Source organism: Acinetobacter sp. YH12102, assembly GCF_013419125.1.
In the GTDB taxonomy this organism is placed as follows: Bacteria; Pseudomonadota; Gammaproteobacteria; order Pseudomonadales; family Moraxellaceae; genus Acinetobacter; species Acinetobacter pseudolwoffii.
This window is the reverse complement of the sequence record NZ_VPAS01000015.1, coordinates 23,601-48,835: the sequence shown is the minus strand read 5'-3', so window position 1 is coordinate 48,835 and position 25,235 is coordinate 23,601. Positions and strand designations below refer to the sequence as shown.

At 34.8% G+C, this 25,235-nt stretch carries 17 protein-coding genes, 1 pseudogene and 1 other annotated feature; all 18 genes and pseudogenes read right to left on the bottom strand.

Going from position 1 to position 25,235, the window contains the following annotated elements:
- Positions 1-404, bottom strand: a pseudogene (locus FTU42_RS12900) (transposase); the annotation flags it as partial.
- Positions 13-129 (bottom strand) — a sequence feature (AL1L pseudoknot). It overlaps the preceding pseudogene by 117 nt.
- 80 nt (positions 405-484) lie before the next feature.
- Positions 485-1,585 carry a patatin-like phospholipase family protein gene (locus FTU42_RS12895; RefSeq protein WP_125275145.1) on the bottom strand — a complete coding sequence of 367 codons (1,101 nt, stop codon included), beginning with the start codon at positions 1,583-1,585 and terminating at the stop codon, positions 485-487.
- Positions 1,578-2,489: a diguanylate cyclase regulator RdcB family protein gene (locus FTU42_RS12890; RefSeq protein WP_125275144.1), complete on the bottom strand. Its 912-nt coding sequence runs from the start codon at positions 2,487-2,489 to the stop codon at positions 1,578-1,580. Before FTU42_RS12890 ends, FTU42_RS12895 begins: the two co-directional genes overlap by 8 nt.
- Positions 2,486-4,975, bottom strand: a complete 2,490-nt coding sequence (locus tag FTU42_RS12885; protein WP_180083524.1) for a dynamin family protein — start codon at positions 4,973-4,975, stop codon at positions 2,486-2,488. The genes FTU42_RS12890 and FTU42_RS12885 overlap by 4 nt, the downstream gene beginning before the upstream one ends.
- Positions 4,976-5,063: 88 nt before the next feature.
- Complete coding sequence (locus FTU42_RS12880) at positions 5,064-5,726, bottom strand: HEPN domain-containing protein (RefSeq protein ID WP_180083521.1); 663 nt, start codon at positions 5,724-5,726, stop codon at positions 5,064-5,066.
- A gap of 73 nt (positions 5,727-5,799) precedes the next feature.
- Positions 5,800-8,541 (bottom strand): hypothetical protein, encoded by a 2,742-nt coding sequence (locus FTU42_RS12875; RefSeq protein ID WP_180083518.1) that lies wholly within the window; start codon positions 8,539-8,541, stop codon positions 5,800-5,802.
- A 60-nt stretch (positions 8,542-8,601) separates the two neighbouring features.
- Positions 8,602-11,433, bottom strand: coding sequence for a DUF1566 domain-containing protein (locus FTU42_RS12870; protein WP_180083515.1), 2,832 nt, complete (start codon positions 11,431-11,433; stop codon positions 8,602-8,604).
- Between the two features lie 86 nt (positions 11,434-11,519).
- The gene (locus FTU42_RS12865; RefSeq protein WP_168419108.1) at positions 11,520-12,410 is read right to left on the bottom strand and encodes a hypothetical protein; all 891 of its coding nucleotides are present in this window, start codon (positions 12,408-12,410) and stop codon (positions 11,520-11,522) included.
- Between the two features lie 2 nt (positions 12,411-12,412).
- Positions 12,413-13,345: a hypothetical protein gene (locus tag FTU42_RS12860; RefSeq protein ID WP_168419107.1), complete on the bottom strand. Its 933-nt coding sequence runs from the start codon at positions 13,343-13,345 to the stop codon at positions 12,413-12,415.
- Positions 13,338-14,039 (bottom strand): hypothetical protein, encoded by a 702-nt coding sequence (locus FTU42_RS12855; RefSeq protein WP_151730859.1) that lies wholly within the window; start codon positions 14,037-14,039, stop codon positions 13,338-13,340. The genes FTU42_RS12860 and FTU42_RS12855 overlap by 8 nt, the downstream gene beginning before the upstream one ends.
- A 1-nt stretch (position 14,040) precedes the next feature.
- Positions 14,041-14,280: a hypothetical protein gene (locus FTU42_RS12850; protein ID WP_125274940.1), complete on the bottom strand. Its 240-nt coding sequence runs from the start codon at positions 14,278-14,280 to the stop codon at positions 14,041-14,043.
- Between the two features lie 15 nt (positions 14,281-14,295).
- A complete protein-coding gene (locus FTU42_RS12845; protein WP_125274941.1) occupies positions 14,296-17,469 on the bottom strand; it encodes an ATP-binding protein in 3,174 nt (1,057 codons plus the stop codon).
- A 210-nt stretch (positions 17,470-17,679) separates the two neighbouring features.
- Positions 17,680-18,588, bottom strand: a complete 909-nt coding sequence (locus tag FTU42_RS12840) for a YafY family protein (protein ID WP_125274943.1) — start codon at positions 18,586-18,588, stop codon at positions 17,680-17,682.
- 825 nt (positions 18,589-19,413) lie between these two features.
- Positions 19,414-19,896 (bottom strand): Mov34/MPN/PAD-1 family protein, encoded by a 483-nt coding sequence (locus tag FTU42_RS12835; protein WP_373686738.1) that lies wholly within the window; start codon positions 19,894-19,896, stop codon positions 19,414-19,416.
- The gene (locus FTU42_RS12830; protein ID WP_180083509.1) at positions 19,886-21,664 is read right to left on the bottom strand and encodes a ThiF family adenylyltransferase; all 1,779 of its coding nucleotides are present in this window, start codon (positions 21,662-21,664) and stop codon (positions 19,886-19,888) included. Before FTU42_RS12830 ends, FTU42_RS12835 begins: the two co-directional genes overlap by 11 nt.
- 1 nt (position 21,665) lies before the next feature.
- Complete coding sequence (locus FTU42_RS12825) at positions 21,666-22,928, bottom strand: nucleotidyltransferase (RefSeq protein ID WP_125274887.1); 1,263 nt, start codon at positions 22,926-22,928, stop codon at positions 21,666-21,668.
- A gap of 3 nt (positions 22,929-22,931) precedes the next feature.
- On the bottom strand, positions 22,932-23,489 hold the full coding sequence (locus FTU42_RS12820) for a 3'-5' exonuclease (RefSeq protein ID WP_180083506.1): 558 nt from the start codon (positions 23,487-23,489) through the stop codon (positions 22,932-22,934).
- 33 nt (positions 23,490-23,522) lie between these two features.
- Positions 23,523-25,085: an SAVED domain-containing protein gene (locus FTU42_RS12815; RefSeq protein WP_180083503.1), complete on the bottom strand. Its 1,563-nt coding sequence runs from the start codon at positions 25,083-25,085 to the stop codon at positions 23,523-23,525.
- Positions 25,086-25,235: the final 150 nt, after the last annotated feature.

The window sequence follows — 25,235 nt, the reverse complement described above, 5'->3', positions numbered from 1 at the left end:
GTAATAGGTTGAAGGTGCGATCGGTAAAATTCTACAAATCGCCTCGACTCCGTACAGCTCTTTATTATTATGGATAAAATCCACCATTATTTGTGTGGGCGGTCGAGCTCCGCCTGGGCGAAAAAAGCGGCTGCTTTACGTAGAATTTCATTGGCGCGTTGCAGTTCTTTATTTTCGCGTTCCAGTTGTTTGATACGTTCTTGGTCTGAAAGCTGCTGTACTTTAACTGGATTTTGTTTATCTAAATATTTTTGATACCAAACACGTAGTGTTTCAGGAGTACAACCTATCTTGGGAGCAATAGCGGTGATCGCAGCCCAATTCGATGGATAATCTTTCTCGGATTCAATCAATAATTGAACCGCTCTTTCTCTGATTTCAGGGGTATATTTTACTTTTTTCATCGGGACATTCTCTCAGAAAGCTTGGTCTCCGACAAACCCGGTACGGTTCACCCTTACCCAAATTTAACTCAAAGTCCGTCTTATAGATGTTTCATAATTTCATCTAAACTATTCTCAGTATCTTTTAACATTTTAATGCTCGCTTTAAGTGTGGAATTATTACTATCAATATTTTTGATATTACTAAAAGTACTCAAAATTCGCCCCATCTCGCTTTTTGTATCTAAATATCCCTGTAGCCTTAATCTCTCGATGTTTGCTCTTGAGAAATCCAAAAGCTTCGCAGCTGAAAGATCTAACTTTTCATTAGGTCTAATTTCAATAATATTAACCTGAGGATAATCGTACCGATGCCAAAGTGACCCATGATCCAAATGAGAAACAATAATGTGTGTGCATCCAGCTTCGATTAAAGGAGTAATTGGAGTATTACCTTGTGACTTTAAGGCCCCTCCTAATCCTCCATCTACGAATCTATTTCCTTGCCCATCTTTTTGAGGCAAAAAAATAAGAGGCAGTGCAGCCGATGCAAGAATATAACTCTTCTGTTTATCTTGAGTTAAATCTTGAATTTTGTAGAATTCAGAAAATTGATTATCCACCCCTAAAAACTCTGCTTTAAGAAAACTCACAGTTGCAGCTAATGTTTCCTTCAATCTATCAATTGCTTTCTCATAATCTTTAATTTTATAAGTCGATATATAAAAAGGGATAGAATGATTCAAATTTTCTAAATTTAGAAATTCCTCCATCATTTCAAACAAAGGTTCCTGCTTACAAATGCCTTCTAAATCTTTAATATCTAGCCGTTCAAAAGCAAGTGCTAATAGCGTTGCTGGGATTCCTACAGGCGTAGCAAGTCTTAAACCTGAAGCTAGTAAAAGGCTAATATAGGTTGATATATTAATATTCTTTTTTAAACCAAAAAAATCAGATACAGACTCTTTTCCTTTAAATTGTATTGGTTGCACTTCGGGAAGTTTATCCCAAAGTTGTTCAAGATGAGCCAACCCTAATCTTTGATCTTTAGCTGATAATAATACTGCTCCATTTAAAGCGCCAATGCTCGCACCAGATAACATATCAATTCGGATATTTAGTTCTTGTAAGGCTTTAATAACACCAACATGATAAGCCCCTTTTGCCCCCCCGCCAGAGAGCACCAACCCTAATTTAGCCATTTTTTCTCACCTTAAAAAACTCATTAATCATGTTATCAGCAACCGTATTAATATCTGCAACATGAAAAGGTAAGTGATTGACCTCAGGTCTTTTTATTTCTTTTTCATCTAAAACATCCCATTGGGTTGCTAAAAAAGTATTTGGTACAATTGTGGGTTTAGCTAAACTCCAGTCTCCCATATATTCTAAAAGTTCATGCTGATTTTGACTTTGTTTTTCACAATGGATCCAATCTTCACGTAAAAAAATCTGATCTCCACTTTTCGTTACAAACTCTTTTTTTAATAAAGTCACTAATCTATTCCTCAACCTTTTTAGATAATCACCCTTATTAGGAAGATTTACAATTTTTGAAAAGCTTCCCCAAAATAAATTATCTAATGAAATATAAGATTTCGCTATTATAGAATAATTGTTTAGATCACCAGCTTCCCATGATGAAAACACTAAATCCAATTGTGCGTTAGCAGCATCTGCTGTTTTTATTATTTGAATATCCTGCATCAACTCCTGTGTATGTTGGCTAAGAATCCCCACCTGATCTCGAATATCAATGACAACATCTGTAACTTTTGCTAAATGTTGTTGAGTTTTACTTAAAGAGCTTGAAATGTGTGAAATAGCAACAGAATGTTCATACATATTGTGAGATAAAGAGTTTAACCACCCTTCACATGCACGCAAACCTGTAAGCACATGATCATTTAAATGTGCTTGTCGTAAATACGCTTTCCCTGAAACAGCATCAAAAAATCGGTTACTGTGTGATGAGCGTTTCTTAATCACACTTTGCAAATCTTGAGAAATATTAATACCATTCACAAAATCGACAATCAATTTTTCATTTAAGAATTTAAATTCAGAAGATTGATCTTGTATTAACAAGTTTTCAAATGAACTCATAATATTCCTCCAGCAAGTAATACAGGTAAATTCTTCTTGACTGTATTAATTTCAATTTGAATAGATTTGTTCCTATTATCTATATCTTTCATAATGTCTTTACGTTTTTTCTTTTGCTCATATGGCAGTTGTTCAGCATCAAATGCAGATTGCAATTCATTAATTAACTCTTCAATTTGTAAATTGATATAAAATAAATCTTCCTCTAGTTTTGTATTAAATTTCTGGAAGCACTGTTCTAAATGAGATTGAAGAGGTTTAACCAACTCTGCAGAAAGTTGCTTATCTAATTGTTGATAAATTTTTTCTATTTTTAACTCTAGGTAAGCAGTTTTCTCTTCTTCATATCCCCAATCATTTTCATAGTTTAATTTATTTCTAAAAAAACCACCTAGCCATCTTCTAGCCCCAGCAAATGTTGATGTAGCCTCTACTCGTCTAGTCTCAATTTTTTCATCAGATAAATCTAAAAAACTAAGATTCATGGATGTTTTTGTTTTTTCAAAATCAATTTCTAAAGGTGAAAGCTCGATTTCAATTCCAGATTTACCAAATTCTCGACTAATTTGTGAGACATTTTCAATGACATCACTATTTATTTCGCTAATGAGTGAATTGAAATTTACTAAAATAGGATTCAATACATCATTCAAAGATTTTTTATATCCCATTTCTAGAATTTGTATTTTTTTATCAATTTTCAAACTTAGTTTTTCCATCTCAGGTTTTTTAAGCTTAATATTATCATTCTCCGTAGTATTAGAAGCTTTCCTAAGATCTTCTAAATCTGCACTAATTTGGCTTTTATCTTTCGAGTAATTTTCATTTAAGAGTACGGCATTAAAAAATTTACTTACTCTACCCTTACCAACCTTATCACCATATTCCTCTTCTTTTTCTTGTAGAAAAAATTTAACTGTTTCATTTATTTCAGATTTAATAATAATAGAACTATTTTCCTTAATTTTATTAAACTTCAAATCAATCTCATTTAAAGACTTTTTTGCAGTACTACTCACCTCTTTAATTGATCTTTTCGACTGTTCTTTAAGAATAGTCTTATCTTTATCTAATTTAATTAAAGATTCTTTGATTTTTTTTAGTTCACCTTCAGTCATTTGATATTCTTTATTAAAATATCCATGTACACTAAAATAATTAGAGATATTTAAAAAAATATTGTCCACATCTCTTAAAGCTGACTGCATTGCAATCTTAGGCGCATTTTTATAACTCTCTCGAATTACCATTTCCAAAGGAGTTGCTATTTGGCTTTCAAATGCTAAAGTCTGACTATCTTCTATTATTTCATTAATTTCAGAGGCTTCCCAGAAGCGCTTAGCCTTCGTACCATAGGTTTTTTTTGCAAAGTCTTGAACCCATTCCAATTCATCAAAACTTGGTTTTTGTTGATGCATGTTAATGTAATTTTGAAGCCTTGTTGATAAAAAAGCATCCTGAGCTGAAATACAATAAATATTGTTATGATGGACCTTATCTTTTAATAAATCGTTACACACAATATTTTTTGTAGTCTCTTGATCATCCCCATTTGCATTTTTTTGATCAAATTTATTAACTAATGCAAACAAGCGATCTTTTTCAATTTTTGGTAATTTTTCTAACTCTTCGCGTATATCTGCATCAGCCTGAGATTTAAGTTGTGTATAGTCCATTATAACCATTACGGCAGAACTTCTTTTCAACTGCTGCTCAAAAATATTTCTTAATTCAGGTATATTTGCCTCATTTGGCCCTGGGGTATCTAATAAAACGAGATTACCTAACTGATCTTCTTGCTTAGCTAATTCAGTAAATTCAATATCGATCCTTGGTAAAGAATTAATTTCTTTGTAAGCAGCAAAAGGGAATCCTAATTCAGGGTAGCTATCAGTAATAATTCTAGATAAACGAACTAGATCATTTAAGTTTGCCAAGAAGCTAAAAATTGCTTCCTCGCCTTTATATTGTTTTTTAAATTTATAACCTTGTTGTATATTTTGGATTAGTTCGACAATCTCTTTATAACTTTTTACTCTCTCATCTGTTTGAAATTTAGATAGTGTAATTTTTTTAAGGTTTGCAATATATTTATTAATGTCCTTTACATCACAAGTAAGAATCGGTTCTTTTTGATCTTTTTTATGTGCTATGAGTGTAGGTAACGCAGTCATAGGACGGTTTCTATTTGGTAAAACCTCTCGACCAACAATCGCATTAATAGTTGTAGACTTACCTGCTTTCATCGTACCAACAACAGCTAATACAACTTCGAAATTTTCGAGTTTTGTATATTCTCCTTGTAATACATTTTTCATTTCAGGTACTGTCTTGTTATCAAATACACGAGGCTTCTCGGCATTATGCTGTGGGACTAAATCATTCTGCTCTAAACTTAGTAATAATTGCTGTTGATTAAATAAAACCTTTTGAAGTTGCTTTTTTAAGCCAACCAATAAATTTTCATTTGATATCTTTTGATTCATAAGATCACCCTAATAGACCACATTCCAATTTTTTAAAATATTATTAAGTTAATAAAATTAAATATTTTATATCATTTGATATTTATACCTAAGCAATCTTTACTACAGGATAAAATGGCTTACCCCATGTTTTATCATGAGAATGATTTAACATCACTTTCAACATTTCAGGAATTAATGTCGCTAGAATATTGCAGGCATCTTTAAGTTGAGCACGATTCACTGTACTATTAAAAGTTGCTCCGCCATGAATAATTTGATTACGTAAAGTATATAGATGATTAAAAACAGCAATGAGTATTTCCGGAGTATCTTTTTGGCTTAAAGCACTTAATGCCTTTTTCTTGTTTCGTTCAAAACTTTCGACCCAAATCTGTTCTGTGATTAAACCATTGTGATAATCCCAAAAAGGCTGAAAGGTAAATTTATTATTTAACAAAATACGGATGCTACCTGAGAAGGTATTCCAAACTGAATAATAAATTTTCTGTTCTTTATCTAAATAACAAATCCGATAGATAAATTGTACAAATGCCCCCTTATCCGCACTGCGTAAATCTGCACCTAAATCTTTCGCATAAACAGCATTAAAACCAATCCACAGAAAAATAAACTGTGAATCAAAGTCCTGTTCTTGTTTGGCCTGTTCTGCTCGCTGTAACCAGCTTAATGAACGATGGATACGTAAACGAAAATCTTCATTAAAGTGTTCACGGTTTAGTTTAAAGGTTTGTTGGATATCTGAAGGCATGTTTGTTTCTCAAAGCAAAATGAAAGTGAAAATAGGTTGCTTACCCTACAGTAAACAACCACAATCTATTGAATTAAATACTTAATTGAATGATACGATTGTTATTGGTCTGCTGGCGATGAACATCATCCAAACTCTGCGCTGTACATATTTCAATTTCATTTGGTGAAAGTACTTTAGCAAATACCTTATGACCTTGCACATTACCAGATAATCGTAAATTTTGTTCAAACACACCTTTATCACCACGCTTAACTTGATTTTCAAGCGCTGCGCTAGATGAAGTTGTATAACCCATAACCAACACGCCATTGAGTGGCTTACCGAGTTCCGCCCACTCCTGATAAGTCTGTCCACGATGAATTGCCACTTGCAAAGTATCTCGTCTAAATGCACCAATAAAGTATTGGAATGGACTATCGGTATTATCCTCCGCAGCATGGTTGACAACTTTTAGTGTTTCCCCTGGACACAAACGTAACAACCCCAACGCCACACCTGTTTTTGCTGTTGGTGCATAAGCATTTTTAGGATCAGCATCTAAAGGTAAATGAATTTCCAGATCAGGTAATTCTTCAAAAATCTCTGCTAAATCTGCCAATAACAATTGATGTAAGGCTTTAGATTTCTCATCATCCAAACGTCCTAACAGGCCTAATACCATCCGTGATCGACTTGAGTTTCCAGCTAAAAGAATATGAATCAGCTCAGGTAACTTTTGATGCTGCTGTTTAAAGGCAACATTCATGGCAATAAAGAAGTCTTTTAAACCCTGACGAATACGATTTTCCAAAAACTTAATCAGTTCATCCTGTTTAATTGCGATCTCACAGTCTACAGTTTGCCCATCTTTATTAATCAGTTTAAACGTTTCTGTTCCTTTAGAATCAAGATCAATTTTTCCAGCTTCCCATAATGGTCTTAGTTTAGACATCATTAGCGTGGTATTGGTATAAGCAGCCTGTGTTTGTGCGATGAGTAGTTCTGAACCTGCAAAAACTTCTGCATCCAATGGCTTAGTAAATGCAATTTTCTTTTTATTACACTCGCTGCTATTCGCTTGAAATACCAGATATGCTAAGTTTTCTAGTAAGTTTTCACCACCCAAAAATTGGTCACCTGATGAACCAAAATGTTCAATGACATGATCCCATCCCTCATCATGTTCGTCGTCATTTGGATTACGATAGAAACCATAGTCAAAATCGGTTGTGCCACCACCAAAATCAAATACGGCATAGGAAACACCACCATCATCAGGTTCAATTTCCAGACGCTCTAATGCCGCAGCAGCAAAAGCAGCAGGTTCAGAAGCCAGCTCTTCCACACTAAACTCATTAAAGCGTTCATCATAAATCAATGATTCAGGCAAACTACGTTGTAGTCCTCGGCGAAATGCTGCCAATATTCGGGCTTTCACCTCATTGGAATATTTCACAGGAAAAGTTAAATAATAGTTGAGGAAGATACCCCTTTCTCGCCAGTTAATGGTCATTCCCAAAAACCACGCATAAACTTCGATTGGGTCAAGTTGTGGGTAATCTTTACCGATTTGAATTGGCTGACCTTTGACAGGATTATATTCAGTTAAAGGTTGTAGTTGATATTCATACTCTTGTTGGTCACGTAAACGAACTTTCGCTGTTTGTTCATTCCGCAAAGCCCATTGTTTTAAGCGAGCAAAAATACTACTCACCACTTTGGTATTACTATTATTGTTGCGTAATGCGGCTCTTGCCTCATGTGAACAATGGATATTATCCCAATCAACCAATGGACGGTAACTTTCGCTCTGCCATTCATTCAAAAAGTTTTGTAAATCCAAAAATTCTAAAACAGTCGGGTTTTCATATTGTTGGTCAGTAATTACATCTTTGGCAAAATCTTTTTCCTGCATCCCAATACGCAATAATTCATCTTTGCCATTTTTACGAATGGCAACCACCGTACTACTTGTACCAAAATCAATTGCGACATTGGCTTCCCTAATATCCAAAACAGGGTTACGATCACGGCAGAATTGTTTAGATTGAACTTTTTTATATTTACCCTGTAAAGCTTTAGGAACAAAAAACTCCCACATGCCTTGTTCAACATCAGTAAATTTTAGAGCGTCAATTTTTGGTAGACGGCTGCTGATATAGTCAATATTTTGCCAGACTTGGGCAATGCTTAGTTCAGGTTTGTAGTTATAGGTTTTTTCTGACAATTGGTTAATAATATTTGCATTTTTATGCAATATACTAATTTCTACCGCAGCATTAACATTATAAGGTTTATAATCCCATTTCCTTTTGTTGAATGTTTTTAAAATTTGTAGTGTAGATTTTCCTTTGAGGTATAAATTTATCGCTAAAATTAAATATCCAGTGTTATTATGTGTGGAGGGATAATCTCTATCCAACCACATCGCTTGATTTTCGCTTAATTGTATAATTGAACTTCCTAGAAGATAATAACTATTTTGATTTTTTCGCCAATGATTATTATTATCTTCTACAATTGTTTTTACATCACCTTGTGTTGGAAACTTCCAATCTTGTAAACCTAATAAATTTAGTTGTTTCATTTCAGTGGCATTATTTACTGTCTTCTTTTCTTGCCACAATAAACCTGTTTTTCTGTCAAAAATAATACCTGCATTATCTATCGACCAGTAACGATATTGTTCAAAATACTTTACAGCATCTTCAGTCGCTTGTTTGAGCGTTATCGTATCTTCTACCTTATCCTTTTCAAGTGCAATTGCTTCTACGGTGGCAAGTAGTTTTTGATGTTTTAAAGTTGGTACAAAAGTTTCAAAACTTTGACTCATTAATGTTCCCCGATTTAACTATTTCTAAATTTTGATATTTGGTTGGGACAGGTTATGTCCCTATGACAATTTAATTTGCTGCAAATTATTACCACCTGTTACTTGTATTTCGTCCAGATCACTTGCTGAACACAATTCAATTTCACTTGGAGCGAGAATACGAGCGAAAACTTTTTGCCCTGCGGTGTTACCTGCAAAACGGATACGCTGGTCAAATAGACCCGTTGCTCCTCGTTTCATTCCTTCATCCGTTAAGGCTTGAGCTAAAGAGCTATAAAGTAATAGGAATATCCCATCTTCACTCACAGCACCAATTTGCTGCCACTGATGGTAGGCATCGCCACGTTTTAGCTTGACTTCAAACGTTCCACGTTTTTGACGACCAACATAAAACTGGAATGGACTATTTGCATCATCATTTGTTATGGCATGGTTAATGACTTTTAAGCCCTCTCCTGGGCAAAGGCGTAATAAACCCAATGCTACGCCTGTTTTTGCAGTAATAACATCATGGTGTTTAAGGTCAGCATCTAGTGGATAATGAATTTTAAATTCAGGAATATCCTGACGAAAAATTGTGCTTAGATTTAATAGTGTGGTTTGGTTTTGATCTTTTTTTTCAATACCCACTAATAATTCTTTCACCAATTTGGAACGACTAGCATTTCCTGCTAGCAAAATATGAATAACTTTAGGTAAAGCTTGATGCTGTGTTGTAAATGCCTGTTTTAGCTCTACAAAGAAATTAACGAAGCCTTGATAGATACGGCTTTTTAAATAAGATAACAATTCATCTTGTTTGACCGTAAATTGACAATTGACAACCTCATTTTTTCGGTTGAGCAATTTAATGTCCAAAGCTCCTGCAAAACCATCCGCAAATTGACCTTTTTCTAAAAATGGACGTAATGCTGCCATCAATAAAGACGTATTGGTATAAGCCATTTGACTATCGTCAATAAGCTGTTCATAGCCAATAAATTTCTCGACATCTAATGGCTTAGTAAAACTCACTTTTTGTTTACGGCAAATTTCCTGATTATATTTAAAAACGATATAAGCAAGGTTTTCCAATAAGTTTTCACCGCCTAAAAACTTGTCTCCCGATGCACCAAAGTGTTCAATCACATGGTCGTATAAATCTTCTTCCTGCTCATTTGGTTCCCGATAAATACCATAATCAAAATCGGTTGTACCCCCACCGAAATCAAATACAGCATAAGCAACGCCTTGTTCAGTCGGTTCAATATTGAGTTTTTCCAAAGCTGCGGCTACATAGGCGGCAGGTTCAGAAGCCCATTCCCGAACACTAAACTGGTTAAACTGCTCATCAGCAATTAATGATTCTGGCAAGCTCCGCATTAAACCACGGCGGAAAGAAGCCAGAATTTTATCTTTTACTTCAATTGGATATGCGACTGGAAAAGTCATGTAGTAATCAAGAAATATGCCACGACCACGCCAATTGATATTCATACCTAAAAACCAAGCATAGAGTTCAATTGGATCAAGTTCAGGGTAGTTTTGATTGATTTGAATCGCTTGACCTTTAACAGGGTTATATTCCGTTAATGGTTGAACCGTATATTCTGTGCCTTGTTGGTCTGTAATCACAACTCTGGTTTGTTGAGCATCACGTAATGCCCATTGTTTTAAACGTGGGAATATACTTGAAATAACCTTGCTATCTGCTTCCTTATTATTATTTAAACTGGCTTTGGCTTCATGCGAACAATGTACATGATCCCAATTAACCAAAGGACGATAGGCTTCACTTTGCCATGCAGTTTGAAATTCATTAAGGTTTAAAAACTCTAAAATCGTTGGGTTTTCAAATTGCTCTGCACTAATCGCTTTATTTAAGTCTTTTTCCTGTATTCCAATACGTAATAATTCATCGCGCCCATTTTGACGAATGGCAACGACCGTACTACTTGTACCAAAGTCAATTGCAACGGGTGCATGTTGAATATCTAAAGCAGGATTTCGACCACGTACAGAGGTTTCGGACTGAACTTTATTAAATTTATCCTGTTGAGATTCTGGAGCGTAGAATTCCCATAAACCTTTATGATTATCAGTAAAAACTGGAGCATCTATGACAGGTAAGCGAACAGAAAAATAATCAATATTTTTCCACGATGTAATAATATCTAATTGCTCTTTTGAGTTTAATGATAACAATAATTTATATTTTGATAGAGTCATTAAGAATGCTTTATAAGCTGTATCTCCATTGCTTACTGCGTGTGATTGAAAGTTCCAACCCATATCCAAAAATGCGTTGATGCATTCAATATCAGAAAAATCTTTCAAGAAAGAGCTTACTGAGATAACTTTAGCGATTTGATATTCATTATATTCTTCAGTTCTTGAGCGATATACAGAAGAAATGGCATAACCAAAATTGGAGTTATTCAAATTTCTAGTTCTTTTCTCAAAAAACTGACCAAAGCCAATATTTTTCTCTTTTAACTTTGCTACTTTTTTATCTGATGTAAGCCATGCCCACCAGTTATTTATTTCATAATACTCTCCTGTCCTTAATGGAAATTTCGGTTCAGTTTTAACCAAATTTTCCAATTGTGATGCTGTTGGAAGCCGCCAGTGTGATAAACCCAAAATATGGCCAATATTCATTTGTGCAGCATCTTGCTGGTCATATTTATATTGCGTTGATTTAGGTTTACCTTGCCACAATAGCCCAGTTTGGTTATCTAAAATAGCTTCACCATTATTAATTATCCACCAACGTTGTGTCTTAAAATAGCTCACCAATGCTTTTTCTGTTTCAGCAAGCTTATTCTTGATGTCACTTGCTATAAGTTTTTGTAATACCTGTTGCTTGGCTTTAGGTAAATAAACATCATACGTATTGGTGAGTTGACTCATGACTTCCCTATTCTTAGGCTATTTCTATTCATCATTATTCCTCCTTGTCTCTTTGCTATATAAAGGGAATTTATTCATTTCTAAAATTAACGTGTAGTTACTATTGCAGCTCTTACATTTTCGCCTGCGGCATTATATAAACCTGCGAGTAATACTTGCTCAATACTTCCACCACTACCTGATACTTTTTGATGAATATCATAATCATAACTTTCACCAAACTCTGGATTTTTCAAGGTTGCCTGATTACTTTGTAGAGTCAGATTAAATAAAGCCAAACCATGCTCAATAATCTGCTGTTCTGTTACAGAAATTGCTTGTTGTGTATTTTTAATTTGTGTTGCTAAAGCATCCCAAACTCGTAACACATTATTCCATTGAGATGCAATCGCAATTAATTGCAGGACATTATCATCACCATTTGGCAATAAAATACTGGCAAGCTCTGGATGTGACTGTACTTGTTTTAAAAAATTAAATTCTGATTTAAGTGAATTTGCCCAGTTAAATGAACCAAGTTTTTTATTTAAATCTTGATTTTCAGTACTTAAAGACTCATTATTTTGTTTAAGCTTTTGGTTGTCTTGACTTAATCCACTAATCTGCTGCTGTAAATGACTAACATCTTGTTCTTTTCGCTTAAATAAATCCAAAATCCCCATATTTTCTTCCTCTAATTTCTTATTAGTATGTTTAAGCTGTGTTATTTTTTGACCTAAGTTATCATTATCCTGCTGTATAGCATGGATACGCTGTTCAAGCTCTGTCAGTTTTGAGTTTGATAATAAATGATTTTCCGATTTTGTATCATGTCGTATAGGCGAAGTATCATTTTGGGTTGCTGTTTTACCAACAATTTTGCGTAATAAGCCACCCAATTTTTCTTTAAACACGTTGTCGTCCTCGTTTAATTGTTCTACACGTTCAAGAAATTGAATGATTTCTTTTTTAGTAGGCATGTTGTCATCTTTTGCCATAATTAATCCAATGCCCCGACTAAAGCTTTAAATTCCTGATGTACTTGTAACGCATTATGGTTATGTACCAACTCTCGACATAAATCCAAAATTTTGCCCTGACTTTCTTCTGACAGTGCTAAATATTGACGTTTCTTTTGTTGAACTGTGCTTAGGCTTGGTGAATGGTATGGTGATGGCACTGATGGCGTATTAAGTACCCCAACAATCATCGCCAGTTCATCAGGACGTACCACATTCCAGAAATCTTTAAAAATGACAGGTAGAAAAACCAAAAGGCTTTCTAAGTCAGGCTGCTGCAATTTTTGCAATTGCACTCTTGCATCAACAATCTGTTGTTGTAACTGTTGCTTATCATTTTCAAGTTTATTCACTTGTTGAGCCAAGGCTTGTTCTGCATCAGAGCGCATTAATGCAAGCTGCTCTTCAATCTGATTTTTTTCCTGACGTAAAGCAGCTAAAGCCTGCTGTTGGTGCTCAATACTGTTTTCATGCCAAACCAATGGCAAAATATGATCTTGTACCCATGGATGATCGACTGTTTGAGTATCAAAAAATACCTGCTCGATATTCAATATCTGTAAAGCATATTGATAAATACTGTCCCAGTTGAGTATTTGCCATGTCTTACAGTGATATTCCTGTAAGTTTTTCACAGCATCAATAAATAGCTTATCTTGCCCCTGTTGATAAAGTAGACTCACTTTTACTTTTTCTAAGCCATCTTTTAAATTCAAGTTAGCAGAAATATCGCTTAATACATCTTTTAAGCTACTCGCCTTATCCTTGTGTAGATATTGCTGACCACCCTTAATTTGAATTAGCTGCCAGGGTTCTGATTGCATACTTTGGTATGCGACCAGATGTTCTTTAAATGCCAAAATACATAAGTAATGTTGTAGGTCATCGTTAATAGTGGCTTTTTGTTTACTCATGGGTATAGTCCCTAAATTGAGTATTGTCATTCAGTTCTTTTAAAATATTTGCAGTTGATTTATCTGGATTGATACTTTTTTCAGCTTCAATCAATTTATCTTCCACAGCATTACGTTCATTTGATGAAAGCTTTCCATCAAAAAACTGGACAACATCAGATATATTTTCAACTTTATCAAGGAAACTAGCTAAACGATCTCCTGTGAAATAATCTGGTGACTCAACAGTTTTAGATAATAAGTCTCCTGTACCAACCCCAAATTTTTCTTCAAAACCCCAATACTGTACGCCAATACCTGCTGCCATTTTATCGAGGTCACTTGTTTCAGCAGATTTTTTAGGATCTAATTCAAAACTTTTAATCGCAGCCAGATATTCTTTATAAGTTGCATAGTTCTCAGGACTAATTCCATGATCCTGTGCCTGTATCGCACGATCACCAATCTCTTCTGTGGTTTCATTAGGCTCTAACATTCCTAAAATTTTACTAATCACATCTATCGCTGTAATAGCTTTTGCTAATGCACCAGAGATAGGTAAAGCAAGTGCTAATGCTGTAATAAATGAGCCTGAAGAACTATTTAATACATTGGAAATCCCACTTAACACACTAGAACATGCACTACTGACCGCAGAACAGACACTACTAAATGCGGAACTAACCGCAGAACAGGCATCACTGAACCAACCCATTTTATTTCTCCTGAAAATGTTGTTTTACGTCATCAAGACTATCTATTTCATTTAAATCATCTTGGATTTGACTGAGTTGAAGACTACTATTTTTAGAACTGACCGATTGTTTAACTAATTTCGGATCCAGTTCAAAATTATTGATTTCCGCAGCATATTTTTTATATGTGGCATTGTCTTCAGGTGTTTCCGATTGACTTGAAAATGAACCAGATCCTATCAAACTACTAAACCAACCCATGATTTTTATTTCTCCTTAAATTGATTTAATGTTATTGCACATCTCAACAATATCTAACCAAATATTTGCACTAGCCTTAATATTTTCTTCACCTAAAATCCGCTGGAGCGTATTTTCTGCATCTAAAGATTCTAATAAATTTAACTGGACTAAATCCCACAATATTGCAAATAATTCCACAGCCTTTAATTTCACTGTTTGGGCGTTACGTGTATAAATACGTTCAGGTGAGATCGGTGCAATATCTTCAAATAATATCAATACTGTCGGTTTTACAGGTACAAATGGGTATTTTTCTGCCAATACTTGCATTGCTTCAAAGGTACGAGCTTTCCAATCTAAATCGTCAGCTTTCATCCCCATACGAATCAATAAATTTAACATTCTAGTTGCGTCCACTAGATATTGATTAAAGACTTCTACCCCAATCTCATTCCAATCATAATGCTTGGATAAACGTGGATAGAGTTTTGCTTGTTGAGTAAATATTCGTTGTTGTCCAAGTTGTTTAATGATATCCACATCTATTTCAGGTGCATTGGTATCATTTGGTGTATGTACTTGCACTCTGACTGCTTCATGCCAACCCGCACTATAAACAATCGCTTCACCTGCGGTCAGCAAGGTTAAAAACTCTTTTTGCTCATCGTCTAAACCAATCGTATCACCAATCGCATGACGGTCATCAGCAGCAAATAGTCGATGGATAATTTTGGTATTAGTATTTTTTAAGACTTCTGGTGTCAATTTATTCGGAATTTGATCAGCAATAATCAAACCTTCACCATATTTACGGACTTCGGCTAAAAGGTTAGCGAATAATTCTACACCCAAACGTTTAGAACTATCTTCCCCACCTTGTGGTTTAGATAACAAACGGTGTGCTTCTTCCAATAAAGTGAGATGTTGAAAACTATGGTCTTTTTTATGACGTTGTTTAACTGCTTCAGCCACACGCCCAATCAGCAACCCCATCATTAAACATTTATCTTGTTCATCTCGTAAATCCTCTAACTCAATCACAACTTTTTTATCAAGCATCTCATTGATGTCAATTGAATTGCGAGTATTCAGCATCCGACCTTTTGCACCTGTGGTCAGATTATCTAAGCGAGAAATTAATGAACCTTCATATTTTTGCTGTAAATCAGTTCCAAAATTTTTAGATTTAATTACCTCTTTTAAGGTCAATAATACTTCGGAAAAAATAGGAAAACTTTGTCCACCACAATTCCAAGGATCAGGATAAATATAGTTTTCATCATAATGAATATCCCAGCCTTTCTGCTCATAACTACGAACAATTGCATCTTCAATTAAATATGGCATTGAAGCTTCCATTGGAAATACTGCGGCAAATGTTGCTTTAAGCATGTCAATATGACCTGATAAAGGCTCATTCGGTAATAATTCAAATGGATTAAAACGAAATGGTGAAACTTTTTCATTACCCAAAGTATAATATTCAATTTCAGGATGATGCTTCGATAAGCTACGATATTCAGTTTTAGCAGGCTCAATAACCAAAAAAGGTAAACCTGAGTTAATCAAAATCTGTTGGCAAGTGGTGGTTTTACCTGCTCCTGTAACCCCTGAAATAAAAATATGCTGATTGAGTAATTTTTTATCTAAACGCACCACATTATCTTTGAGCTTACGTCCATGCTGCACCACAACACCCAAATCAAAACCATCTTTTGGATTTACTGGATTTACTGCAAAATCAACATTTTTGCGTAATTTAATGCCTGCTACTTCACGACTTGGTAAACCTGCCAATAAGGAAAGCTCATTAGCATTAAGCCATGTTGCTGCGGAAAATGCCTGTTTAGCCTGTGGAATACTGTGAATCAATGCCAGTTGATTACTCATATTTGACTGTGGCAAACGCTGTACTAAAAATAGATTATGAACTTGTTTTTTTTGTAAAGAAAAATCCGTTACTTTAAGTGGCGAAAAATGCGATTGATTGCCCTGAAAAACGGATACCATGGCACGAGATAAACGATTATAAACGACAGGTGTTGGTGCAGCCAAATAGACTGCGGTACGGAACATACCTTTACTACGCCCTAAATCAAAACGCTCAATCAATTTGTCATTGATATGGCTTTGTACACGTTCAATTTTTTTATTGATGTATTCAAACGTATCCGATTTTGATGAACCAATACTTGTACCAGTACTTGTAGAGCTATTATCAGAATCAGTTTTAGAAATAGATTTACCTGTATTTTTCCCTACAGTTTGGGATTCATTGGTACTTGTTCCATCTGCAATCGTCTTAGATGAATTTTTCCCCCAGTTGGTTGTATCACTACTACTAGAATAACTACTATTCTCTCCTTTAGTTCTACTTCCTCCAGCATTATCGCCTTTTGAATGGCTAACAGTTCTACTATCTCCAGTACCATCCGTTTTAGAGAAACTCGTTCCTGTATTCTTGGTTAAACCATAGCTACTACTCCGCCCTGTGGTCTTTGAAGTTGTTGTACTGTCATTTTCACCTGACTGCTGTGAACGCTTGATATGTGGATGTAAATCAGATGAAAGCTGTAACAATTCATCAATTTGCTGGTTAATTTCAAACTCCTGTGCAGGCTCAGCCACTAATAAAAGCTGCCAGACCTCACCTGACAAACCACGAGCAAGACGGTCTATTCCCTGTGTAATGTTCTGCCCAGTCTGTGATTGCTGGTCGATACTGCGAGAGGGTACGCCATGCAGCAACCCAAAATATATCGATTCCTGTAATGGCTGAATAATTTTTACAGATAAATCTTCGCTACTGACTTTTTCCAGTTGTACACCTGTCAGATTCCCCTCTAGCTGGCTGGTTAGAAGCTCACTATATTCATGTACACCCGATTTTTGAACCTTATTTACCACTCCTAGATAAAGTTCAATCCCTTCCGATGTACCCGAAATATAGTATATCCAACAATAATCGGGACAATCTAAACAAGCGATTACATTTTCAAGGTCTTGTCGTAATATTGCTTCTTCTTCGGCAGAAAGCTCAGTAATACGAAAAAAACGAGCATTGCCATTATTAAGCTCAAATTTTTCATCCCATTGGTGTTTATTCAGGCTTAAAATTGGAGTATTACTCCATCCTTGTGTCTGAGATAATTCCCCAATAAAAGTATCAACATCATCTTTTAAATTTTGCTGTTTTATTAAGTCCATTATTTATGCTCTAAAAATTCTAAATATTACGTATATAAGTTAGTGGATATATCACCCAATCTAATAATGTCACTTTTCCTACAACTTTCATTACCATTCCACATTTTACACATCGTGGAAAACCTAAAATCACATCACTTTTTGGTGCAAAAATTCCTATTTTTTTACATTGATGGCATTGTATTTTCATTGGTTTAGGCTTCCACGCCATTATGAACTCCTACGCTCTAAATATTCCTTTAGTCCCTTTTCCATCTCATCTTGCAATCTTTCTGGATTTACAATTTTAAGATGTGGAATCCAAAAACGAATTAAAGGCAATAACTGCATATCATGATTAATTTTAGAAGAAACCAACAACCCACCATCCCCCAACTCTCTTACAATTTGTTGCTCAGGTAGTATTGATCTCTGTTTAAAATAAAAAGCAACCTGACTATCAATAGATAAAATGATTTCCTGTTTATCCTGTCCGAACCAGATGCTGTCATCATCTTCCACAACTTTTACAATATCTTGATCTGGAATAAATTGAGGATATTCATGCGTAGCGTGCATAAGTTGAATATGTGAAATGCGATAAGTACGTAATTGATCTTTTCTAACTGCTGCCAAATACCAGCTACCATGATGATGAATCAAGCGATAAGGTTGAACCAGTCTAGATTCTCCTTTATATAGAAAACCAATTTGTCGCTGCTCTTGAATTGCTTTTCCAAGAACTTTGAATAATTCTTTAAACTGACTAGCATCTTCAAAAGAGTAACCCTTAGCACTATAAATCTGATGCGCTCGACTATCTAAAAGCTCACGCAGAAAAGACATATCCAATGAGGGATACAAATGACTAATTCCTGAGAGCTGTGCAAAATTACGGATATCCTTTGGAGCAATTTTTCCCAAATAATTTAAATCTAGGTAAAATTTTTTATTTTCATTATCCTGTAACAAAGGCAAATAAGTGTTAATGCGATCAAAATCTCTCGAAATAGTACGTGTACTTACCCCAAACTCAGATGCCAGCTCTTTTATACTTAACTGATACCCCATATTTAACTTTGTTAAAATATTTGCTAATCGGTCAGCTAAACGCTCATGAATAGAATCATCACGTTGCATAAATTTTCTCTAATTATTTAAAACATATACCAAACTTTTAAGGTTTTGATATGCTTGAAATATAACACATTACAAAAACAAAAATTCACAATAAATAACAAAAAAACCATTAATTTTATTTTAAACAATGTTTAGTCTTTCTAAATAACGTTCTAGGTGCAACATTGCTAAATAGAATCTCTTTAATTCAGCCCACTTTATTTTTCCCTGTATTAATGCTCTAAAAATACGCTTTAAAGCATTCTTCCTATGCTTATTGGTAAATGGGCCTGAACGTATTATCATATCGATTTTCTTTTCCTGAGTACTTTTCATTGCGGCAGTTGATTAAGCTTAAGAGCCTCAACTAAACAAGACAAATATAGAAAGAGAAAATGACAGGTGATGTCATAAAGCTTAAAAATTATTTAATTTATTGAATATCTACTTTTCTTATTTGATTTTTTTTTGCTGAGATGGTGGCATCTTAACTCAACTTCCGTTTCCTTTAAAAACTTATAATTAAGAGAAAATTAAGTTAGATTTTTACCAAATTTTACCCAGTATAAAAGTTATAAATAGCAGGTTTTAACAAACTAAAGATTACTACTGTAATCTTTAGTTCATATATTTAAGACTTAAATTAGTTTAAAAAAAATTCAATTAATTTATGATGGCGTCAGCCTAACTCAAAAATAAGTATTTGAAATAAATAAATTTTAATTCAATTAATATAACCAATTGTATATCTCATGTATAAGGTCATCTCTGTGAAAACAGAAATTGAACTGGAGGTTATGCTTCTTATAATTAACTATATTAGTTCAAACTCGATCGGATATTGCTCTATTTTAAAGAAGCCAATATCATCCCATTTTCTTGAAAGGACCAAGCTCTAATTGTATCGCGATTACTACCATTACCAATAATTACAGCTAAAGGGTTCGGTAACGAGCTAATATTCTTTCGTGAGAATTCACGAAAGCTTTTTATATCTTGCGGGGACAAATTAGGGGTTAACTCAGCATGGGTATGCCAGTATCCTACCAAAACTAACCCTTGATTTTGATACTCAATAGCCTCCTGCTTACACCTATTGACATCTAGTTCCAACCATGTGGGACCAGAAAGGTCAGAATTATGTGGAGGTGTAGCTACTGCAAGCCATAAACCATCCGACATACTTGTATCAATAAATAACTGCCCGCCTTTCTCATCTTCTTTTAATTTTTGTTGATGAGAAAAGAATATGTCTACCACCTCTGTGGACACTTTTAATTCAACATCAAGCGTTTTCCATCGCCATTCCCAAGCTAGATCATAGCTCACTAGTACACTGCTCCTTTGGCCACTCTCTGGAAATGACAATTTGCTTACAACCTTCAGGTACATTCGGTCCAACGTACATACCATTCAATTCACGTATCTTTTCAATATCACCTATACTAGTAACCCATGTCTCAGATTCTACTTTTCCAGTAAGTACATCAAATACCGATTGAGCTGTTATTGCCGCTATTGTATTAATTCCAATAGGACCACCAGGGATAAACGCTTCTCCACAACCAGGAAGTGGGATGACCCCATTATCCTTCCATTCTGAATGTCGGTGTAAAAAGCTTCCATGCTCATCGAATAAGTAGCGTCCATCAACAATACTATTTGGCCTAGTTATCAGCACATGCCCTATAATTGCATGAGGCTCAGCCCAAGCTTGGATTAAAGCCCACTTAGGTTGCCTAACTTCATGCAATAACCATATAAACTCTTCTGAATTCCAATCAGCAGTTGTAATTACCACCACATCCATTTCATCAAGCATGCCAATATTCTTAATACATTCATACTGAATATATTGTGGAATTGATGTAATAGTGATATGAGACAAATCTTTTTGGATTCGCTCTTTTAATGCTTGGGTTTTATATTTACCTAAATCATCTACCCCTAAAATATGTCTTCCTAAATTTGCACTTTCAAATCTATCAGGATCAACAATGGTGATGTTAGTAATACCTGCTCTCACTAGATGCATAACGACCGAACTACCTAAAGAACCTGCACCAATCACTGCTATTTTTTTGTTTGCTATATCATTATTTGATAGTTCTATGTTTCTTGAATGGATTACATTTTTTGCTAGCAAATGAACTGGACTATGTTCCAAACTGGACAATGTTACATTGTTATTCTGTTGCTCACGTAATCGACGTCCAGCTCGTTTACCATAAACTTGATGGCTATCACTTTTGATACCTTTGTGTTTAAGAGTTATCGCTTGAATAATGGGTGGCTCAGTATTCGGGAGTTCTAATAGCAACCATCTAATAGGATAACTATTATTTCTTTTATCCCATTCTAATAACTTCTGAAAATCTACTGAAGATATATGATTTTCAATCCATTCAAAGACTTTATTGGAATTAGGAATTTCAACAGTTGGATAAGAATTTAAGCGAATAAAATATGCCACTGGTGCTAAAACCGATACTTTCTCTACCCTGTTTAATATTTTAGAAAGATGTTTTTCTATCATTGGTTGCTGCGATGCTAACCATACAACTTGATGACGTTTTACTCCTCCCCTTTGATCAGTGAGTCCAAAAAGTTCACCATTAGTTGAGGGATGTTCCAAAACAACAAGCTGATGGTTATTAAAATTTAATTGTAATCTCCAATAAGAACTTATTTCCCTATAAAATTCCTCGTTTCTTTCTTCTATATTAGAGGAAGGCAATACTAGCTCTAAGATCTTTAATAGCCTTTTCAATGCATCATTTACTACACTCTCAGGAGAATTAGCTGCTGGATGTTCTCCAAATCCATACAAACATAAAGATTGTCGCATTGCATGGGGCCATAAGAGCCAAGGTGAAGGACTTATCTGTAGACGCAATCCAACTGTTGGAAAGCCTTCGCAAAAGCTAATCCTGAGTATTCGTGAAACACCTAAGAAGTCCTCAGGTAAAGGAAACTCATAAGCCACAACTTCCTTGTCCTTTGGATCTACTACTCTCAGCCAAGATGAAGCATCTTGGCCTAAATATTGGTGTAAAAAGTCTACACCTTGTTGTATTTTTGGAGTGATTTTTTTCATATTAACCAAGACGACCCACTGGTTCTGTTGATGTATGTACAGAAGCAGCTGTTGATGACGTCCCAGCTAAGGCACCTAATGAAATTGTATTGAGAGATACATTTGAATTTCTCCCTGGTAATGTCCATGACCTATCAGGAACATTTCTAATTTGCTCTTGAATAAACGTTCTTGGGATGCCAAAGCTTTCAATAAGTCTATCTTCGAAGTTCTTTTGACTTTCTAGATCATAAAGCCCTATCTTCATACTTTCTAAAGCTTGTGAATGCCACTCAAAAAATGCTTCTCGATAAGATTCGCCCTCACCATTTGGACGATTCCATTTCTCGGCAAAGTTTTCGCCTTTATCCATAGGGTTAAGAACAGCAAAACCATCTTCAGTTTGAGTTATAAACTGCGGCATGTATGCAATGATTTTTACAATTGCCTCAATTGGCCTTAGAGCCTGAGCCTGGGATTCTTTATAAACTTTCTCATATGCTTTGGCAGCTAGAGTTGTTATCACTGCAGAAATCGGTCGATACTCAGGACTTTCTGAATTTAATGCCCACTGATCGCGATGTCTTTTTAGTAATTTAATAGTTGCTCTTAATGGATTATGTTCAGTGTAGTCTTCATACAAAGGCAATGGATCTTGAGTTGCACTATCCATCAGAACTTTATTATCAGCCATTTTTCGAATGATTTGGATTTCAAGCTTAGCCAAATTTTCTAACCACAGTGAATAATCACGAGGTGTACTGCATTTCCAACCAGTCTCTCTATCTGGGACCTCTAAATTTCCGTAACCAGCTGATTGACCATTACCTCGTGCATTTCGTGCTGGTGTAACATCTATGTGGAAACCTGGATTTTCATCTGCATAAACAATTCTAATGCCTCTACGCAAAGGTTTAATGGGGGTACTAGTTCTAGTCCCTTCTTCGAAACGCCTTGTTAGTGCATCTAATACTTCTTTTGAATCTACATTTTGTGCGTTAGGAAGTAAGACAATAGCATCAGCATCAACATTGACCATATCCCCTTCTGCTTCAGGAGCTGGCTTAATTGTTGTCTTTAATCCAATTGAACCTTGTACAAAAATATGAGCATCTTTTAATATTTCATCTTCAGCTACATTTAAAATCGCTTGTAGATTACTATATCTATCTGTTATTAGATCGTATTGAGCAGGAGTTAATGAAATTTTTTGAACAATATTAATTAAAACCACTTCCCAACTATCTATTTGTGTTGGATGCTGCGCTTGTGCTACCAAATTCATAATTCACCCCCTTCTGTTTACTTCTTCTAAAATTAAATTAAATAACTCTGCTTGAAATATCGCATCCTGCAAAGCGTGATGATTACCAGTAAATTTCGGCTTTAACTTTTCAACTATTTTACTTGATTTAGTTTCTGACCAATCACCACCAAAACAGCCAAAATACATAGATTTAATATCTACTGAGGTATAGCCAAATGGATTATTTCCTAGATATTTATGGAAGTAATAGTTTATAAATGACCAATCAAATCCAACGTTAAAACCAACAAACATAGGTATTTCGTTGGCTGTAACATTTTGATCAATCCACTTACAACACTCAGCCATAGCCACATTTGCCAATAACCCTGTACTTAATAGAGTATCTAAGTTAAACCCTGTCACTGATAATGCTTCAGGGTCATACTTGTTTGAGATTGGCTTTAACTCACAGTAGAAATTAACAGTTGGTTTATCAACCAAACACATGCCAATTGACAATAGATCATAATCACCTGGTATAGGACCTGATGTTTCTACATCCACTGAGATGAAAACTTCTTTTTTCTTAATAGTCATATTCTAGTTCAAGGCATACTTATTGAGTAAAATTTAGGAAATATCTATTTCCTGATCTGTTCCAACTAAACTAACTTTTTTTGCACCAATTTGGATAGTAGGTTCAAATGGGCCTTTGTTGCCAGTACCAGGTTTACGTTCATATAAGATAAAATCAGCATGATGGCGAGCCTGCATTTTTTGACCTAAGCGTACACATGCAGTCGTTGGTGCAACCATAATTAAGTGAACTTTCTGAAGTCTCCATTCATCTTGAATCTTTTTATAAGCGCTATCAATCGCTTCACCTAAATGCTCTAAATCTTTCGGGTGACAGATAGCATTAAAAGAACACTCATCAAGTGTTATTTCTATGGTTGGTAGAGTATATCCATTATTAAATAAATACTCAGGCAACTCAGATTCAGGGATTTTAGCAGTTATATTCACCAATAAAAGAGCTTCACTTTCTCCATCAAGGTTGTCTTTATGTGTTATGACTTTAAACTTATTACCTTGTGGTTCAACTACTTCAGGCCATGCCCATTGTTTGCCTTTACCAAAAACTTTTTGTCTATGAAACTGAAATAACACAATACTTGAAGCATCACCTATAATTCTCCCACTCAAAATTAAAACCGACATTCCATGTAATGGAAAGATTGCTAGTATCTTTGGTCTATAGTCATTTGCAGCCTTGTGCAATATCTTTTTTAAAATAGGAAAATCTTCTGATTTAAATAATTCAAATATATTCACCCAATAATTTGGGTTATTAGATGCACTAAAATAGTCTGGATTCTTTAAAATTCGGTGCGGTTGAGAAAAGCTTTTCATTTCTTGTCGCCACATAGCCTCCTCAGCATCTTGACTATTAAAAATAAAAGGTTGCCCCTCGATTTTTCCACCAATAACTATCATTTCCGCTTCTGGAAATTTCAAACAATCTAATAATCGCTTTACTTCGTTTACACTTTTTTCCCTCATATCTCTTAGAATTTCAACACTGTAGTTATGAGGCTCAATTTTATCTATTAAACGATGACACTTATCGCATAAAAGCATGATATTGGTTGGTTCATCCGCAAGTTTTTCAGAATCACTATTACCCCTTGGTCCATCCTCAGAAGATGCAACAATATGAGCATAATAGCTATAGTTTCCACTCATACTAGAAGTTAAATGTTCTCTTAAATCAACTCCACAACCTGAGAATTGACATCTCCAAGCTGCATCATACATAACTTTGTTTTTAGTATGAGTTTTTACCTCTCCCAATCTACCTGCAGTCAAATTGATAGAAATCTTGATCCATTCATCAAGTTTCTTTAAAGTGGATAAATCTTGCGCATCTTCAAACTTAGGCTTCTCCAATGTCAGATCTTTAGTAGCAGACTCAAGTATCATTACTCTTTTAGCCTTTATTAGTGATTTTAGATAATCACGTGTTTCTCTTCCTAATTCTCCATACCCCAACTCTATCCAATCATTATTTTCGTTATTTACATAAATTTTGGTATAAAACTTATTCACAAAAAGTAGAACCTTCAAGGAAGTATTAGAAACTTTCTGCTTTAAAACGGTTGCAAATTCAGCATCATCAAATGGGTGTGACATTATGTCTTTATCTCATTTTACTTATATTTTAATATTTTAACTTTAATATAGAATACTAAGAAGTGAGTCCAACTTTAAAAACGACAAGTTTTGTCGTGCAAACAACTACCCTTAAATATATAAGTGTTCAGAAAATTATAAGAACAACCT

Excerpts from the sequence above, each read along its gene's own strand:
- FTU42_RS12895 (WP_125275145.1), bottom strand. The coding sequence starts at position 1,585 with ATGGCTAAATTAGGGTTGGTGCTCTCTGGCGGGGGGGCAAAAGGGGCT.
- FTU42_RS12890 (WP_125275144.1), bottom strand. The coding sequence starts at position 2,489 with ATGAGTTCATTTGAAAACTTGTTAATACAAGATCAATCTTCTGAATTT.
- FTU42_RS12885 (WP_180083524.1), bottom strand. The coding sequence starts at position 4,975 with ATGAATCAAAAGATATCAAATGAAAATTTATTGGTTGGCTTAAAAAAG.
- FTU42_RS12880 (WP_180083521.1), bottom strand. The coding sequence starts at position 5,726 with ATGCCTTCAGATATCCAACAAACCTTTAAACTAAACCGTGAACACTTT.
- FTU42_RS12875 (WP_180083518.1), bottom strand. The coding sequence starts at position 8,541 with ATGAGTCAAAGTTTTGAAACTTTTGTACCAACTTTAAAACATCAAAAA.
- FTU42_RS12870 (WP_180083515.1), bottom strand. The coding sequence starts at position 11,433 with ATGAGTCAACTCACCAATACGTATGATGTTTATTTACCTAAAGCCAAG.
- FTU42_RS12865 (WP_168419108.1), bottom strand. The coding sequence starts at position 12,410 with ATGGCAAAAGATGACAACATGCCTACTAAAAAAGAAATCATTCAATTT.
- FTU42_RS12860 (WP_168419107.1), bottom strand. The coding sequence starts at position 13,345 with ATGAGTAAACAAAAAGCCACTATTAACGATGACCTACAACATTACTTA.
- FTU42_RS12855 (WP_151730859.1), bottom strand. The coding sequence starts at position 14,039 with ATGGGTTGGTTCAGTGATGCCTGTTCTGCGGTTAGTTCCGCATTTAGT.
- FTU42_RS12850 (WP_125274940.1), bottom strand. The coding sequence starts at position 14,280 with ATGGGTTGGTTTAGTAGTTTGATAGGATCTGGTTCATTTTCAAGTCAA.
- FTU42_RS12845 (WP_125274941.1), bottom strand. The coding sequence starts at position 17,469 with ATGGACTTAATAAAACAGCAAAATTTAAAAGATGATGTTGATACTTTT.
- FTU42_RS12840 (WP_125274943.1), bottom strand. The coding sequence starts at position 18,588 with ATGCAACGTGATGATTCTATTCATGAGCGTTTAGCTGACCGATTAGCA.
- FTU42_RS12830 (WP_180083509.1), bottom strand. The coding sequence starts at position 21,664 with ATGAAAAAAATCACTCCAAAAATACAACAAGGTGTAGACTTTTTACAC.
- FTU42_RS12825 (WP_125274887.1), bottom strand. The coding sequence starts at position 22,928 with ATGAATTTGGTAGCACAAGCGCAGCATCCAACACAAATAGATAGTTGG.
- FTU42_RS12820 (WP_180083506.1), bottom strand. The coding sequence starts at position 23,489 with ATGACTATTAAGAAAAAAGAAGTTTTCATCTCAGTGGATGTAGAAACA.
- FTU42_RS12815 (WP_180083503.1), bottom strand. The coding sequence starts at position 25,085 with ATGTCACACCCATTTGATGATGCTGAATTTGCAACCGTTTTAAAGCAG.